Raw genomic sequence first — 16,105 nt, forward strand, 5'->3', positions numbered from 1 at the left:
CCAGGATTTCTGCCGGCACCGGGCAAGGGGAAAGCCGGGGTTTCCCCGGCCGGGGCGGCGGTCTCGGGTGAACGATGAAGCAGCTCGGGAAAAGCCCGGCATCGCTTGGCGCGAGGAGATTTTCCGGTGATTTCTCTTACTTCGAAATCTCCCACCATCCGGCACGTAAAACAACGGAAAAAGCGCCGTCCAACCCGATCGGGAAAGCTATCGCCCGGTCCAGATCGGATCCCGTTTCTCGGCGAAGGCGCGGGCGCCTTCGGTCGCGTCCGCGCTCCGCCGCCGTCGTTCTTCCCATGGATACGAGGCTTTGAACGCCTCTTCCAGCGGGAGGTCCAGCGATCGCAGCGCTGCCTCCTTGATCGCGCGGACCGAAAGCGGGGCGGCACGCACGAGACTGTCCGTCCATTCGGCGACACACCGGTCCAGCTCGCCGAAAGGGACGACCTCGTTCACGAGTCCGTACCGGAGCGCGGTCGCCGCGTCCATCCGGCGGCCGGTCAGCAGATATCCCATCGCCACTTTCTGCGGCAGCTGACGCGGCAACCGGAACACTCCCCCGGCGCCGGCGATCAGGCCGAGCCGGACTTCCGGGAGCGCGAAGACCGCGTCCTCGGAGACGATGGCAATGTCGCACGCCAGCATCAGTTCGAAACCGCCGCCCAGCGCGTAGCCGTGCACGCGGGCGACCACCGGTTTGGACAGGGTGAACCGGTCGGTCAGCCGCGGATGCCCCGGCTGACCGGCGCTGCCGAACGTCGAGGCCTCCACACCGTCCTCGGTGAGCCGCGCGCGTTCCTTGAGGTCCTGGCCGACCGAGAAAGCGCGGTCCCCCGCGCCGGTCAGGACGACGGCCCTGATGTCGTCGTCGGCCTCGACGTCGTCCCAGATCCCGGCGAGTTCCGCGTGCATCCGCCGGTCCATCGCGTTCAGCACGTCGGGCCGGTCCATCGTCACGTGGGCGACGTGGTCCTTCTTTTCGTAGCGCACCCGGTTCTCGCTCATCGCGCACCCACCGCGAAACCGTCCACCTTGCCGATCACGTCCGCGCCGTAGATGCGCAAAGCCTGCTGTAGCGCGAATTCGGCGATGTACCGGCGGAATTCCTCCGGCGGCTCCTCGGCCAGATTCAGCATGCGCCGGTTGGCCACCACGGCTTCCCCGTCGAGCCGGGCCAGCGCGCGGTCGATCGCCGCGTCCATCTCCTCCGGCGGGACGACCTCGTCGACGATGGAGCGGGCGTCCGGCTCGTCCGCCCGGAGCCTGCGCCCACCGAGGATCACCTGCCGGGCCACGCGCGGTCCGGCGATCCGGGAAAGCCGGAAGTTCGACACCCCGGGGATGATCCCCTCCTTCGCCGCGGGCAGGCTGAGGTACGCGTCCGACGCCGCCAGCACGTGATCGAAGACCAGCAGGAGCTGGGTCCCGCCGCCGATGGCGAAGGAATCGACGGCCGCCGTCCACGGCTTGTCGGTCAGCCGGGAATGCCAGGCGCCGTCCGTGAGCAGCCCGCGGAAGATCTTCTGGATGTAGCCGGTTTCCCGCCGCAGCAGGAAATCGACGAGCGGGATGGCACCGGAGCTGAGCTTCTTGAGGTTGATCCCCGCACAGAACACCCGGCGTCCCAGGTAGCGGGGATGGCTCATCACCCCGCCTCGCAACAGTCCACTTCGGACCGAAGGGTCGAGAAGCGTCAGATCGACGGCGGTCTCCATGTCGTCGACCTGCTGGGCGTCCTCGGCGTTCAGGCAATCGTCCCGGCACAGGGTCAGATGCGCGACGCCGTCACGGCGCTCCAGCCGGACGGCCTCCATCTCGACGACGCCCGTCTCGATGAACCCGGGCAGCAGCTCCAGCGCCCTGGCGGTGGGCCTGAGCATGGCGTCGAGCAGATGCGGACCGGCTTTCGGGGCACGCAGGATTCCGCGCAGGAAGATCCCCTGGTCGATCTCGCGCCCCACTTTGTCCGCCTGGGGCAGGGAATCCTCGGCGGCCATCTGCTCTTCCGACGGCACCAGGCCGGGATGGGCGACGGCCGCGGCACGGACGAGTTCGTCCATCCGCAGGTATCGCGTCCGGCCGTCGGTGAGTCCGTCGTAGATCTCTTCGGCGTGCGCTTCGACGAGGGCCGTGCGCAGCGCGCGGATCTCGTCGTCGACCCGGTGGGCCTCCCCCGCCAGGGCTCGGAGATCGAGCCCTGGCGCGAGTGTCGTCACGACTTGGCTTCCCGCCGCAGGGCCCGGTCGGCCGCGGCCAGGTGGGAACCGAGCGCCTCCTCGAAGGTGGTCGAGCCCGCTTCGAAGATCAGCTGACGGCGGATCGCCGTCTCGGCGCCGTCCGCGACGCCGGCCAGCTCTGCCAGCGTCTTCGCCGGATCTTCGGACACCTCGTCGACGAGGTCGAGGGCGAGCGCGCGGCCGGTCTCGATCGGCGTCCCCAGCAGCACGGCCCGCCGGATGCCCGCCGCACCCGCCTGTTTGGTGAGGCGGTACACGGTCATCCCCGGCCAGGTGCCGCCGCCCGCACTGGAAAGCCGCAACCGGGTGCCCGGTTCGGCGATCCGGATGTCGGCGGCGAGCAGGAGGTCCAGTGCCATTCCGGCGCATTCGCCCGACGCCACCGCGGCGGTGAGCCTGCCGAGCCGTTCGAACCGGCGGACGACCCGTTCCCATTTGGACACCAGGCCGACCGTCAGCCCCTTCGCCCAGTCGGCGGGCGGAGCGCCCGTGACGTGGACGGTGACCGGTCCCGGCTCACGCCGGTCTTCGGCACGGTCGCAGAGGGCGTCGATCTCCTCGACCGCCGCGATCGACAGCGGTCGGGAGCCGTCGAACCGCAGCACCAGGTCGCCCGTGATCTCGTTACGCGTCACCATTGAATAAGCGCCATTTCGATAGTGGAGCCGGGCCCCATGGTCATGAGCACGCCGTAGTCCCCGGGGTTGGCGACCTCTTCGTCGGCGAGCCGCTCGTAGGAGAAGAGGAAGGAGCCGCTGGAAAGGTTCCCGTAGTCGCGCAGCACACCGGTGGTGTGGCGGACGTCGTACCGGCTCAGACCGAGGTTCACGACGACCGCGTCGATCACCTTCTTGCCGCCGGAGTGCACCAGCCAGTGGCCGATGTCGCTGCGGCGCAAGCCGGTTCCGGCCAGCAGCCGGTCTATGACGATTTCGGCGTGCGCGCCGACCACGTAGGGAATCTGCGGGTCGAGGAAGAAACTGAACCGGTCCTGGTCACGGTCCCAGTCGTACCGCATCGCTTCGACCGCGTCGGTGATGATGTAACTGGCGAATTTCAGGACGCGCGGACCCGGCACGCGCCCGTCGCCGGAGATGACGGCCAGCGCCGCCGAGCCGTCGCCGAACAGGCTGTTGACCACCGCGGTCCGCATGGTTCCGTCCAGGGCGTAGGCGGCAGAGCACGCCTCGCTGCACAGGACGACGCCGAGTTCCCCCGGATGCGCCGCCGACCAGCCCGCGACCACGTTGAGCGCGTTGAGACCGGCGTTGCAGCCCATGCCCACGATGTCGGACCGGCTGCAATGCGGGTCGATGCCCAGTTCGCGGATGATCAGCGCGCTGAGACCGGGGGTGAGGAACCCGGTCGAGGTGACGCAGCACAGGTGACGCAGGTCCGAAAGCGTCGCGCCCGCCGACTTCAGACAGGCCTCCAGCGCCCGGCATCCCATGTCGACGGCGATCTTCTTGTGCTTGTCGAGGAGGTCACCCTGCGGTTCGGACACGCGTCCGCCGTCCGGGTCTTCCGGCGGAAGGGTGAGGAAGCGCCGGTCGATGGCGCTGTTCAGGAAGACCGACCGGATCTTCGGATCCTCGACGTCGAGGATTTCGAGGAGTTCGGACTGCGAATAGGACGACGCGGAGACCGCGGTGCCCACGCCGGCGAACCGGGTGATCTCGGTCAGGCCGCGGAAAACGGACAGTTCTTCGGCGGGTTCGACGATGGCGGTCATCGGTACATCCACCCCCAGGTTCTGAGCTTGCTACGGAGCAGCTGCTTGAACGGCGCAGCGCGCATGGATCCCACCTTTCGCGGAACTGGTGTGAACATTTCGAAATTAGGCTTCGCCGATCGTGACGGTCAACGCGTCCAAGGCAGGAAACCGTTATGGGCAAGGAGAATCACAATTCGTCACGGACGCTTCAGCGCGAGCTGCTGGTCTGCATCCGGTTGATGTCACTGAGCCAGCGTTCGCGGTCGGTGACGCGCTGGGCCGCGTGGTCGGCGACCTCGGGATGCGGGAGGACCAGGAACCGGTCCGCCGCGATGCTTTCGAACAACGCGTCCGCCACCTTCTCGGGTCCGATGGCGGTCGAAAGCAGTTGCAGTTCGGCGGATTCGAGCTCCGCTTCGTACGCTTCGGTGCGCACGGCACGGGGGCAGATCGCGTGCACGTGGATGCCGAGGTGCCGGTAGGTCACCGACAGCCATTCGGCGAACGCGAGCGACGCGTGTTTGGAGACCGCGTACGGCGCGGATCCGATCAGGGTCAGCAGAGCCGCCGACGAGGCCACCGAGACGAACCGGCCCCGTCCTCGCTCCAGCCATTCGGGCACCAGGTCGCGGGCGGCGTGCACATGCGCCATGACGTTGACGTCCCAGGACGTCGTCCAGTCGTCGTCGGAGGCTTCGGGGCCGCCGGTCTTCAAAACACCGGCATTGGCGCAGTAGACGTCGACGGGCCCGCCCAGCAGTTCGCGCGCCGCGGGTACCAGGCGATCCGAAGCGTTGCCGGGCAACGAAAACCCGCCGATCTCGGCGGCGACGGCGGCGGCCCGGTCGGGATGCCTGTCGTTGACCACGACCCGCGCGCCCGCTTCGGCGAATCTCCGCGCCAGCGCGGCGCCGATGCCCCGGCCGGCACCGGTGACGACGACCCCGGCGCCGCGCAGTGCGGCGACGGGATCGTGCCCGCCGTCCCTCTTCGTCTCCGCGATCATCGAGCGACGGGGACGGGGGCTTCGGTCAGCCGCCGCTCGAGTTCCAGGCTGGTGGCGTAGTCCGGCAGGAGCCCCCGCTCCTTCGCCTCGGCGAGGGTGATCGCCACCGTGTCCCGTTCGGACAGGATCGGGTCGACCCCGAGGTCCCCGAGGCCCAGGTTCAGTTCCAGCGCGGGGTCCAGTACCGAAAGAGCGAGTTCGTTCCGCGGCACATAGGTTCCGGAGATCATGTAAGACATGACGGTGTCGTCCTCGAGCGCCACGAACGCGTGGCCGAGCCCGACGGGGAAGTACATCGTCCGGTGCGTCTCCTGGTCCATCAGGACGACGTCGGTCTTGCCGAACGTGGGCGAGCCGACCCGGATGTCGACCACGATGTCCAGCGCCTTGCCGCGCGCGCAGTAGACGTACTTCGCGACACCGGGCGGCGTCACGGTGTAATGGACGCCCCGCATGACACCGCGCTTGGACACGCTGTGGTTCGTCTGCGCCACCCGGAACAGCGGGGCGCCGTTGGCCTCGACGAAGGCCTCCTCCTGATACGGCGAGAGGAACATGCCCCGGTCGTCGGGGAAGACGCGAGGAGTGAACTCGATCGCGCCTTCGACGGCGAGTTTGCGTGCTTGCACAGCTTGCTCCTGTGTTCGGCGTGGTCGGTCAGAGACTGGACAGCACTTCGCGGACCGCGTGGATGACCTTGTCCTGCAGGTCGGGGGAAAGCGCGGGATACATCGGCAGCGAGAAGATCTCGCCCGCCAGCTTTTCGGTGACCGGGAGCGAGCCCGTCTCGTAGCCGAGGTGGGCGAATCCGGTCATCGTGTGCACCGGCCACGGGTAGCTGATGTTCAGGTGGATGTCGTAGGCCTTGAGGCGCTCGAGGATCTCGTCGCGCCGCGGGTGCCGGACCACGTAGACGTAGAACACGTGCTCGTTGCCGTCGACGGTCTTCGGCAGCTTCAGTTCGGTGTCGCCGAGGCCTTCGACATAGCGCTGGGCGACGGCCCGTCGGGCGGCGGTGTAGTCGTCGAGCCGCTTGAGCTTGCGCCGCAGGATCTCGGCCTGGACCTCGTCCAACCGGCTGTTGTGGGCAGGCGTCTCCACGGTGTAGTAACGCTCTTCCATGCCGTAGTACCGCAGACGGCGCAGCTTGGCCGCGACGGACTCGTCGGAGGTGATGGCCGCGCCGCCGTCGCCGTACGCGCCGAGCACCTTGGTGGGATAGAACGAGAACGCGGCCACGTCGCCGGTCGCACCCGCGACGACGCCGTTCTGCCGTGCCCCGTGCGCCTGGGCGCAGTCCTCCAAAATGGACAGTCCGTACTTCGCGGCGAGCCGCCGCAAGGGAGCCAGATCCACGCACTGCCCGTACAGGTGAACGGGCAGCAGGCATTTGGTTCGCTCGGTGATCGCGGCTTCGACCTGGCCGGTGTCCATCAGGAAGTCGTCCTCGCGGACGTCGACGAAGACCGGGGTGGCGCCCGTGCCGTCGATGGCGACCACGGTCGGGGCGGCGGTGTTCGAGACCGTGATGACCTCGTCTCCCGGCCCGACTCCCAAGGCCTGCAAGCCGAGTTTGATCGCGTTCGTCCCGTTGTCGAGACCGACGCACTGCCCGGCCCCGTGGTAGGCGGCGAACTCCGCTTCGAACCCGCGCAGGCTCGCGCCGAGCACGAGCTGTCCGGAATCGAAGACCGTCTCGACCGCGTTCAGCAGGTCGAGCCGCTCGGCCTGGTATTCGGCCAGGTAGTCCCAAACACGCGTGGTCATGCGCGAGCCTTTCCGTGAACAGAGGGGAAATCGATGACGGACTTCGCGCGCGGCTGTGCCGTCGCGGCGTTGACGCAGGCGAGCAGCGTGCGGGCCTCGACACTGACGTAGTGCCCGTGCCGGGTGAGCGTGGTGAGCTGCGCCGGGGTGACCCAGGCGAAACCGGGTGGCGGATCGTCGATCTCGTCGGCGTCGACCACCAGATAGCGGGCCCTGGCGTTGAGGAACCGGCCGCCCTCCTCGGAATGGACTGCCTCGTAACGGATCCGTGACCGGGGAGCGTCCTGGACGAAGTCGAGGAACGGCGGACGGTTCTCCGCGGGCAGGTGCGCGTAGTTGAGCGGCGTGCGCTGGACCGTCGGCGCCAGCTCGACCGTGTCCAGGAAACCGGCGTCGGCGCGGGCGTGCACCAGGACGTGCGGGACGCCGTCGATCTCGCGCCGGAGGAACGCCACGACACCCTCACCGACGGATTCGAGCAACGGCTGGGTCCAGCTGATCTTCTCGCGGTTGCTGCCCTTCACCGCCACCGCGCGGACGTTGAAGAAGCGGCCGTCCTCGTGCTCGATCGCCTCGACGCCCTGTTTCCAGCCGCCCACGTCCTTGAGCGGGATGCGGTGTGCCCGCACGTCGTGTCGCGATCGTTCGTTCGTGAACCACGAGAGGAGCTGGACGTCGGAGAACAACGCGCCGGGAGCCGGGTCGTGGTAAGGCAAACACGAAAGGACGCTCCTGGCGTTCATGTTGATCGTCTCGTCCTCGTGCAGCAGTTCCGCGATCTGGCCGAGGGTGAGCCAGCGGAAGTCGCCCACTCCCGGAACGTCGTCGACGGTCTCGACGATCATGTTGCGATTGGACTTGCGGAAGAACCAGGATCCTTGCTCCGCCTGGAGAACGTCGACGATGACCCGTTCGGGATCGGGCGGGGCGAAATGCTCGATCAGCTTGACGTTCGTGCCGCCGTGCGCCTTGGTGTAGTTGCTGCGGGTGGCCTGCACGGTCGGCGAGAGCTGGATCAGGTTGGGGTTTCCCGGCTCCATTTTGGCCTGCATCAGGAAATGCAGGACCCCGTCGAACTCCTTGGCGAGGATGCCGAGGATGCCCACTTCGGGTTGTTTGATGACGGGCTGCTGCCATTCCCGGTAGGGGCCGTCACCATGGGGGCCGTCGTGTTCGACCACGTGCAGGCCTTCGATGGCGAAGAACCGGCCGCTGCGGTGCACGAGATTGCCGGTGGCCGCCTCGAACCACCACTGGTCCATGTCCGCGAACGGGATGCGTTCGACGTGGAAGGTGTTGGCCTCACGGCGTTCCGCGATCCAGGCGCGGACCTCGTCGGTCCGCATCTGCACCCCGTCGGTGGTCGCGGCCGACAACGCGATCCGGTCCGTGTGGTCACGGTCGTCCCGGCGGCGCACCGCGTTCCGCGGGACGAGACCGGACAGCATCAACGGACTCCTAGTCATCGCACCGCTCCATGTCGTTGAAGGTAGCTTCGGGTGATCACGACGGTCCAGGTCGTCCAATTCCCTTTTCGGTCAAGGAAAAGGCGCGGCTATCGGTGGGCCGGGTGGGGTGCCAGGTCCGTGAAGGCCTCCTTGAGGGACTCTGGGTCTCTCAAGGAGGCCTTCACGGACAGGTGCTCGAGGCGAGGGGGCAGGGGGGCAAGGGGTGAGGTGAAGGGGACTTTCCCCTCGTTGCACGCGCGGAAGGCTCCCTTCGCCTCGGGTCGGCGGTCCTTGTGGGCGGCGGAGAAGGCGGGTTGTGAAAGCCACTTTCGGGACATCAGGCGTCGTGAAAGTGGCTTTCGCGACACCTCCCCACCGCCGCTGCCGCCGGACAACCCAGTCCAAGCGCGAAAGCGGTGCTACAGCGGCTGTTCCTGCTCGTTCTTCGCCGGTTCCGAGGTCCACGCCCGGTGCTCGGTCTCGCGCACCTCTTCCTCGGCGGTCTGTTCCACCCGCTTCATCGCGAACCGCAGGATCGGCGGCGCCATCAGGGAAGTGACGATCGCGACGAGGATGACGATCGTGTAGATCTCCACGCTGAGGATGCCCAGCCGCAGGCCGACCATGGCCACCACGATCTCGATGACGCCGCGCGCGTTCAGTCCCGCGCCGAGCGCGAGTCCTTCCCATTTGTTCAGGCCGCTGAGCCGTGCGCCCGCGTACGCGCCGACGAACTTGCCGATGATGGCCAGCGCCAGCACCGCCAGCCCGGTGAGGAGGACCTGCGGGCGGATCAGCGCGGTGAGGTCCATCCGCAACCCCGCCGTGGCGAAGAAGACCGGCGCGAACACCGAAAGGACGACCGTGCGAAGCGGAGCCAGCTTGGCCGGGTCGACCTTGCCGGAGGTGCTGATCAGGATGCCGCAGACGAAAGCGCCGAAGATCGCCTCCAGACCGAGAGCCTGCGTCCCCGCCGAGGCGAGGAGTATCAGGACGACGGCGGCGGAGACGGTGAGCCCGGGACTGTCGGACTTCGCGGCGGTGCGCAGCACGCCCCGGACCAGTGGCCTGCCGATGGTGAGCGCGAAGACGATCACGGCGGCCAGGTAGCCGAGCGAGAGGAGCACGGCGCCGGTCGACACCGCGGTGACCGCCATCGCGCTGACGATCGACAGCATGAACCAGCCGAACGCGTCCTCGATCGCGCCGGCGGCGAGCGTGAGCTGCCCGACGTTGCGGTGCAGCAGTTTCATGTCCATCAGCGTCTTGGCGATGACCGGGATGGCGCTGACGCACAACGCCACACCGAGGAAGAGCGCGAAGACGGTGATGTCCGTGCCCTCGGGGATCAGCACCTTGGGCAGGACGTAACCCGCGCCGATGCCCAGGCCGAGCGGGACGATCAGGCCGCCGAGACCCACCCCGGCGGCCGCGGCGCGCCGACGGCGGAGCAGGCCCATGTCCATCTGCATGCCGGTGAAACCGACCAGCAGGATGACCCCGATCTGCCCGACGGCGTCGAGAAGGTGGTACTGCTCGGCGGCGGCCGGGAACAGCCAGCCGTGCAGTCCCGGCGCGGCCCACGCCAGCAGGGACGGGCCGAGGAGTACCCCGACGACCAGTTCGCCGACGACGGCGGGCATCCCGAACCGGGCGGCCAGCTTGCCGAAGACGACGGCGAGCAGGAGCAGCAAGCCGACCTGGAGCAGGAAGAGCAGGAGACTGTGCGCGGCGATCGGGGCGATCGGCGCGGGAAGCGAGAGAAGCACTTTCCTCCTTCGGGAAAGGACCACCACGGACGGAAACGGATCAGCCGTACCGGGGGCCCCTCGTGTTCAGCCGCCGGGCCGCGCTCACCGAGTCGCAGCCCGCCAGGCCCAGCGCGTTCCGGAGTTCGACGGCGAGCAGATCGAGGACCTGCCGGGCGCCGTCCTGGCCCGCCGAGGCCAGCCCCCACATCACCGGCCGCCCGACCAGTACGGACGACGCGCCGAGCGCGATCGCCTTGAGGACGTCCCCGCCGGTCCGGATTCCGCCGTCCAGCAGGACTTCGCAGCCGCCGGAAACCGCTTCGGCGATCTCGCCGAGCATCTCGATCCCCGGTACGGCGCCGTCCAACTGTCGTCCTCCGTGGTTGGACACCACGATTCCGGCGACCCCCGCGTCGACAGCGCGGACGGCGTCCTCGACCGCGAGGATCCCTTTGAGCACCACCGGAAGATCGGTGTGCGCGCGGACAGCCTCGACCGATTCCCAAGTGGCCGCCGCGAATTCCCGCGCGGTGTGGTCGGCGACGGCCGAACTCCCGCTGGTACGCCGGTGTGCGGCCGATCCGGCGTCGAAGTTGGCCGCGGTCACGGATTCCGGCAACGCGAAGCCGTTCCGCATGTCACGCAACCGGCGTCCCATCCATGGCACGTCCACGGTGAACACGATCGCTTCGCAGCCGGCGTCCTCCGCGCGGCGGACGAGCTCCAAGCAGCGTTTCTCGTCGCGCAGCCAGTACAGCTGGAACCACGGTCGCCCGCCGACGGCCGCGATCTCCTCCAGCGGAACGCTGCTCAGCGTGCAGATCGTGTACGGCACCCCGGCGTCCCGTGCCGCGCGAGCCGCGGCGAGCTCACCCTCGGGATGGAACAACCGCTGGTACGCGACCGGCGCGACCGCCACGGGCAGCGCGGCGCGCCGGCCGAGAACCTCGGCCTCGATCGTGGCATCGGCCAGGTCGCGCAACATCCTGGGGATCACGAAGATCCGGGAGAACGCGGCGCGGTTGGCCTCCAGCGACGCCTCCGCGCCGCTGCCCCCGGCGAGGAAATCCCAGACCTCGCCGGGAAGGGCAGCGTGCGCGGCACGTTCGAGGTCGTCCAGGCAGAGGTGGGTCATCGCCGGGCGGGGCCGTTGCTCTGTCCGGTCCGCTCCAGCTCGACGGCTTCGTACAGGGCCTTGATGTTCGAGCTGCCGAACGTTCCCGCGCCCTGCCGCTCGATGATCTCGAAGAAGATCGTCTTGCGCGGATGCGTGGAGGCGGTGAAGATCTGGAACAGCTGGCCGCCGTGGTCCTCGTCGGCGAGCAGTTTCGTCTCCCGCAGGTCGTCCAGGGAGTGCGTCTCCAGCTCGATCCGCTCGCCGAGCAGGTCGTAGTAGGTGTCCGGGGTCTTCAGGAATTCCACGCCACGCGCGGAAAGCTCCTTGACCGCGCGGACAGCGTCCGGGCTGGTGAAGGCGATGTGCTGGATGCCCGCACCGTGGTGCTCCTTGATGAAGTCGTCGATCTGGCCCGGGTCGGCGGTCTTGTCGGGCTCGATCAGGGTGAGGGTCACCGCACCCGAAAGGCTCTGCACGACGGTGGAGTTCATCGCCTGGGAACCGACCACGATGTGCTCTTCGAAGATCTGCTTGAACCCGAGGGCGCGCTCGTAGTACGCCACCGTGGGGCCGAGATCCCCGGCGTTGAGGCAGACCGCGAAGTGGTCGATGAGGTTCAGGTCGACGCCGTCCCCGCGCCGGAAGGCCTCCGGCGATTCCTCCGAGACGTCACGCTGAATCAGGGTGTGCACGACGTCGCCGAACCCGCTGACGGTGGCCGTGACGACCGAGTCCGCGCGCTTCTCCGGCTCGCGGACGGCTTGCGCGCCGCCCTTCACCGCGGCCTCGAAGGCGGCGGCCACGTCCGGCGTGCGCAGCGCGATGTCGGCCACGCCTTCACCGTGGGTCTGCAGGTACGTCGCGCCGGGGTGCCGGTCGGACAGCGGCTCGGTGAGGACGAGGGTGATCTCGGCGTGCCGCAGCGTCACGCTCCGGTGGTCGGCCGACCGGTCGGTGGCGGCGACGGAGAAGCCGTACTTGTCCATCCAGCCGGACGCGGCCACCTCCAGGTTGGCCACGTACATTTCCACGTACTCGATCTCGAAATTCTGTGTGGTTTCGTGAGAAGACAAGACATTCCTCCGTGGAATAGATGTAATCCTCGATCTCAGGATGGCGCGAAGCACCTTGCGCTTCAATGGTGTCCGCTTGACACTTCCGTCCACATCAGACAGACGAAGGTCAGCGTCCGGCGAACCGGACCGGAAGTTCCCGATACCCCTGCACGACGACAGCGCGCAACCACGACGGTTCCTCCACCAGGTCCACCCGCGACACTCGTTCGGCCACCTCGCGCAGCACGACCGCCAGCTCGATCCGGGCGAGCGCGGAACCGAGACAGTGGTGCATGCCGTGTCCGAAGGCGATGTGCCGATTGGGTTTCCGGTCCGGCCGGAACGTGTCGGGATCGTCGAAGACGGCGGGATCCCGGTTCGCGGCGGGAAGCCACGCGACCACCGGCGTGCCGGACGCCAGGTCGCGGCCGTTGACCGTGACCTCGCCCGTCGACACCCGGAGCACGTGCATCGCGGGCGAGGTCCAGCGCAGCACCTCGTCGACGACGGTGTCGACGTCCGCGCCGCCGTCCCGGACAGCGGCGAGAAGTCCCGGCACCGTGGCGAAAGCGTGCACCGCGCCGGTGATCGCGTGCCGGGTGGTCTCGTTCCCGCCGATCAACACGTTGTCGCAGTTGAGGACCACGTCGTCGATCGAGAGGCTGTCGTCGGACAGCAACGTGCTGACGAGGTCTTCACCGGGGCTTTCCCGTCGCGCGCCGACGAGTTCGTCGAAGTAGACGAGGATCTCGGTGTGCGCCTGGCGCGGCGTCATCCCGTCGAACAGTTCGTCCTCACCGCCGAACGCGTGATTGGTCAGGTCGATGAGCATGTCCTGGTCTTCGACGGGAACGCCGAGGATCTCGCAGACGACGGCGGCGGGGATGCGCGGGCCGATCGCCGCGGCGACGTCGCACACCTCGCCGTCGAGCACCTGGTCGAGTACGCCGCGCACCTCGGTCCGCACCCGCTCCGACAGTTTCCGCGCGGCCGCCCTCGACAGCAGCGGCCCGACCAGCTTGCGCAGTTTGCGGTGCTGCTCCTGTTCGGAGACCACCATCATCTGGCCGCCCGAGTTGTCGGGATGGTCGCGGTCGAAACCGATCATCATCCCGTACTCGGAGGTGAACGGCGCCGACGGCGCGAGCACCGCGGCGCACGCCTGGTGCGAGAACACGGACCAGAAGCCGCCGGGCGAACTGCCCGGCTCGCTCCACACCATCGCGTCCTCCAGCGCGAGCTCGCGCCAGCGGGTGTGGCGGTCCAAGGTCGTGTACAGATCGGGGTCGCCGAGATCGACGGCTGCCGTCGTCCGCATGAATGGTCTCCAGGTCAGGTTTGAGCGCCGTCGAGCACCTTGGCGAGCCGCGCCACCGTCGGCGCGTCGAAGAAGGCCTGCACCCGGAGCCGGATCTTCAGGCGCTCGCGGATCCGGCTCACCAGCCGGGTCGCGAGCAGCGAGTGACCGCCGACTTCGAAGAAGCTGTCTTCGACGCCGACGCTGCTGACGCCGAGCACTTCGGCGAACAACTCGGCCAGGATGATCTCGGTGGGGGTGAGCGGTGCCCGGCCCGCCGCGCGTCCGGCGTGCTCCTCTTCGGGAGTGGGCAGGGCGACCCGGTCGATCTTGCCGTTCGGCGAGACCGGCAGGCTCGGCAGACCGACGACCACGTCGGGCACCAGGTACGCGGGCAGCCGCTCCCTCAGCGGCGCCAGGAGGTTTTCGGTGGGCACCCGGGCGCCGGCGGTGCCGACCACGTAGGCGACGAGCCGGTTCTCGTGCTCGGTCACGACCGCCTGGGCCACGCCGTCCACCGCGAGCAACGCGGCCTCGACCTCACCCGGTTCGATGCGGTGACCGCGCACCTTCAGCTGATCGTCGACCCGGCCGACGAAGACGTACTGACCGTCCGGGCGCATCCGCACGCGGTCGCCGGTGCGGTACATGCGGCCACCCGGCCCGCCGAACGGATCCGGCAGGAACCGTTCCGCGGTCGCGGCCGCTCGCCGGAGGTAACCGCGGGCGAGACCGGGGCCCACCGTGTACAGCTCGCCCTCGTCGCCGTCCGGCACCGGCCGCAGCAGATCGTCCAACACGTAGGTCCGGACACCGGTGATGGGCCTGCCGATCGGCGGGGTGTCCTCCCCGGTCAGCGGCTCGCTCGCGGTCACCGCGACGGTGACCTCCGTCGGGCCGTAGGCGTTGATCATCACGCGGTCCGTGGCCCAGCGTTTCGCGACCGGCGCGGGGCACGCCTCGCCCGCGACCAGCAGCGTCAGCCCGGCGGGCAGGCCGCCGGACTCCTCCAGCGGCGCCAGCGCGGACGGCGGCAGCGTGACGTGGGTGATGCCCTGGTCGCGCACCAGCCTGCCGAGCGGCTCGCCGGGGACGAGGTCCGGCGCGGAGGCCAGCACCAGGCAGCCACCGGCCTGCCAGATCGGCCAGAACTCGGCGACCGCGGCGTCGAAACTGGGCGACGCGAAGGCCAGCAACCTGCTGGAGGGCACCAGTTTCTGGCGGCGCACGTAGTCGTCGGCCAGGTTCGGGATCCCGCGGTGCGTGACCAGCACGCCCTTCGGCTTCCCTGTCGAGCCCGAGGTGTAGATGACGTACGCGGGGTGGTCGGGAAGCAGCGGCGCGAGCCGGTCCTCGTCGGCCAAGTCCGGCTCGGACCGGCCCGGTTCCCGTTCCACACTCAGGATCACGGGAGCGCCGGTCACGTCCTGGCCGGGGAGGCACAGCAGGCAGTGCGCCGCCGTGTCGTCCAGCATGTGCCGCTTGCGTTCCTCCGGATAGTCCGGATCGACGGGCACGTACGCGGCGCCCGCCTTGTGCACGGCCAGGATCGCGATGACGAACTCGATCGACCTCGGCATGGCCAGCGCGACCAGCTTCTCCGGGCCGACGCCGTGCGCCACGAGCCTGCGGGCGAGCCGGTTGGCTTCGCCGTTCAGCTCGGCGTAGGTGAGCGTGGTCGAGTCCATCGCCACCGCGGGCCTGTCCGGCAGCACCGCCGCGGTGGCTTCGAACAGGGCCGGCGTGGTGGCCGCCGAAAGGACGGTCATGCGGTCTCTCCCAGTGTCTCGCGGGATTCTGCGCGGAGGAACCGGATCAGCTCCCGGTTCACCGCGTCCGGGTTCTCCAGGTAGCCGAAATGCCCGCAGCCGGGAATCGTGCGGTAGGTCGCGCCGGGGATCGCCGACGCCAGTTCCAGTCCGGCGGCCGGTGGCGCCACGAGGTCGTGCTCGAAAGAGACGACGTGGCAGGGAACCTTGATCGCGCGGTAGGCGTCGAGGCGGTCGGGCAGCGCGCTCAGCAGCAGTTGTGACCGGACTCCCTGACCCCAGGCTCCCGCCGCCTCGAACAGGTCGAGCCAGTCACCGGTGAGGTCGTCGTCGGCGAGCGTCGCCGGCCCCAGGTTGTGCATGGCGCGGATCGCGGCGAGGAAACCCGGCGGCAACTCGGTGCCCTGCTCGATCAGCTTCGCCTCGCCTTCCGCGAGCACCCGCTGGACGAGACTGCTCTTGCCACAGGCGGCCATCAACAGGACCGAGTCCAGCAACTCCGGTCGCGCGAGCGCCAGCTCCTGCGCGATGTACGAACCCATCGACGTGCCGATCACCCGGCAGGGCACCGCGTCGAGATAGTCGATCAACGCGGCGACGTCCGAAACGAGATCTTCGATGGTGAATCCGGCGGCACCGTCGTCGCTCGGCGGGATCCCGCGGTTGTCCATGGTGATCACCCGGAAACCGGCGGCGCGGAGCGCGGGTACCTGATACAGATCCCACACCGAGCTCGGCGCGCCGGTCCCGGTCAGCAACAGTACGGGCGGTCCGTCGCCGAAGTCGTTGTAGGACAACCGGATCCCGTTCTCGGTTGTCATCAGCATGATGCTCCTCCCGGAGAATGGCACGAAGCCGACCGTACCTTCGGAGATCGGGTGTCCGAAGTATTCAGCGATGGACAGCGCGAGAAAACGGGAAACCGTTCCGGCGTCCACGGACTT

At 68.6% G+C, this 16,105-nt stretch carries 14 protein-coding genes; all 14 read right to left on the bottom strand.

Going from position 1 to position 16,105, the window contains the following annotated elements; genetic code table 11:
- Window positions 1-207: 207 nt before the first annotated feature.
- A complete protein-coding gene (gene dpgD, locus B0293_RS33205; protein ID WP_039918929.1) occupies window positions 208-1,005 on the bottom strand; it encodes an enoyl-CoA-hydratase DpgD in 798 nt (265 codons plus the stop codon).
- Window positions 1,002-2,216 (bottom strand): (3,5-dihydroxyphenyl)acetyl-CoA 1,2-dioxygenase DpgC, encoded by a 1,215-nt coding sequence (gene dpgC, locus B0293_RS33210; RefSeq protein ID WP_077241454.1) that lies wholly within the window; start codon window positions 2,214-2,216, stop codon window positions 1,002-1,004. Before dpgC ends, dpgD begins: the two co-directional genes overlap by 4 nt.
- On the bottom strand, window positions 2,213-2,875 hold the full coding sequence (dpgB, locus tag B0293_RS33215; protein WP_005166455.1) for an enoyl-CoA-hydratase DpgB: 663 nt from the start codon (window positions 2,873-2,875) through the stop codon (window positions 2,213-2,215). Before dpgB ends, dpgC begins: the two co-directional genes overlap by 4 nt.
- A complete protein-coding gene (gene dpgA / locus B0293_RS33220; protein WP_005166451.1) occupies window positions 2,869-3,969 on the bottom strand; it encodes a 3,5-dihydroxyphenylacetyl-CoA synthase DpgA in 1,101 nt (366 codons plus the stop codon). Before dpgA ends, dpgB begins: the two co-directional genes overlap by 7 nt.
- A gap of 190 nt (window positions 3,970-4,159) precedes the next feature.
- Entirely contained in the window at window positions 4,160-4,957 is a 798-nt protein-coding gene (locus B0293_RS33225; RefSeq protein ID WP_005166449.1) for an SDR family oxidoreductase, read from the bottom strand.
- Window positions 4,954-5,586: a dTDP-4-dehydrorhamnose 3,5-epimerase family protein gene (locus B0293_RS33230; RefSeq protein ID WP_005166448.1), complete on the bottom strand. Its 633-nt coding sequence runs from the start codon at window positions 5,584-5,586 to the stop codon at window positions 4,954-4,956. Before B0293_RS33230 ends, B0293_RS33225 begins: the two co-directional genes overlap by 4 nt.
- A 28-nt stretch (window positions 5,587-5,614) precedes the next feature.
- Complete coding sequence (locus B0293_RS33235; protein ID WP_005166446.1) at window positions 5,615-6,724, bottom strand: DegT/DnrJ/EryC1/StrS family aminotransferase; 1,110 nt, start codon at window positions 6,722-6,724, stop codon at window positions 5,615-5,617.
- Window positions 6,721-8,172 (bottom strand): NDP-hexose 2,3-dehydratase family protein, encoded by a 1,452-nt coding sequence (locus tag B0293_RS33240; protein WP_005166444.1) that lies wholly within the window; start codon window positions 8,170-8,172, stop codon window positions 6,721-6,723. The genes B0293_RS33235 and B0293_RS33240 overlap by 4 nt, the downstream gene beginning before the upstream one ends.
- 419 nt (window positions 8,173-8,591) lie before the next feature.
- Entirely contained in the window at window positions 8,592-9,941 is a 1,350-nt protein-coding gene (locus B0293_RS33245; protein ID WP_005166439.1) for a cation:proton antiporter, read from the bottom strand.
- A 40-nt stretch (window positions 9,942-9,981) separates the two neighbouring features.
- Window positions 9,982-11,058, bottom strand: a complete 1,077-nt coding sequence (locus B0293_RS33250; protein WP_005166437.1) for an alpha-hydroxy acid oxidase — start codon at window positions 11,056-11,058, stop codon at window positions 9,982-9,984.
- Window positions 11,055-12,113: a 4-hydroxyphenylpyruvate dioxygenase gene (hppD, locus tag B0293_RS33255; RefSeq protein ID WP_005166435.1), complete on the bottom strand. Its 1,059-nt coding sequence runs from the start codon at window positions 12,111-12,113 to the stop codon at window positions 11,055-11,057. The genes B0293_RS33250 and hppD overlap by 4 nt, the downstream gene beginning before the upstream one ends.
- A gap of 109 nt (window positions 12,114-12,222) precedes the next feature.
- The gene (locus B0293_RS33260; protein ID WP_005166433.1) at window positions 12,223-13,413 is read right to left on the bottom strand and encodes a cytochrome P450; all 1,191 of its coding nucleotides are present in this window, start codon (window positions 13,411-13,413) and stop codon (window positions 12,223-12,225) included.
- 14 nt (window positions 13,414-13,427) lie between these two features.
- Complete coding sequence (locus tag B0293_RS33265; RefSeq protein WP_005166432.1) at window positions 13,428-15,161, bottom strand: amino acid adenylation domain-containing protein; 1,734 nt, start codon at window positions 15,159-15,161, stop codon at window positions 13,428-13,430.
- Window positions 15,158-15,988, bottom strand: a complete 831-nt coding sequence (locus B0293_RS33270) for an alpha/beta fold hydrolase (RefSeq protein WP_039919611.1) — start codon at window positions 15,986-15,988, stop codon at window positions 15,158-15,160. The genes B0293_RS33265 and B0293_RS33270 overlap by 4 nt, the downstream gene beginning before the upstream one ends.
- Window positions 15,989-16,105: the final 117 nt, after the last annotated feature.

The sequence above is a fragment of the Amycolatopsis azurea DSM 43854 genome, assembly GCF_001995215.1.
Classification (GTDB): domain Bacteria; phylum Actinomycetota; class Actinomycetes; order Mycobacteriales; family Pseudonocardiaceae; genus Amycolatopsis; species Amycolatopsis azurea.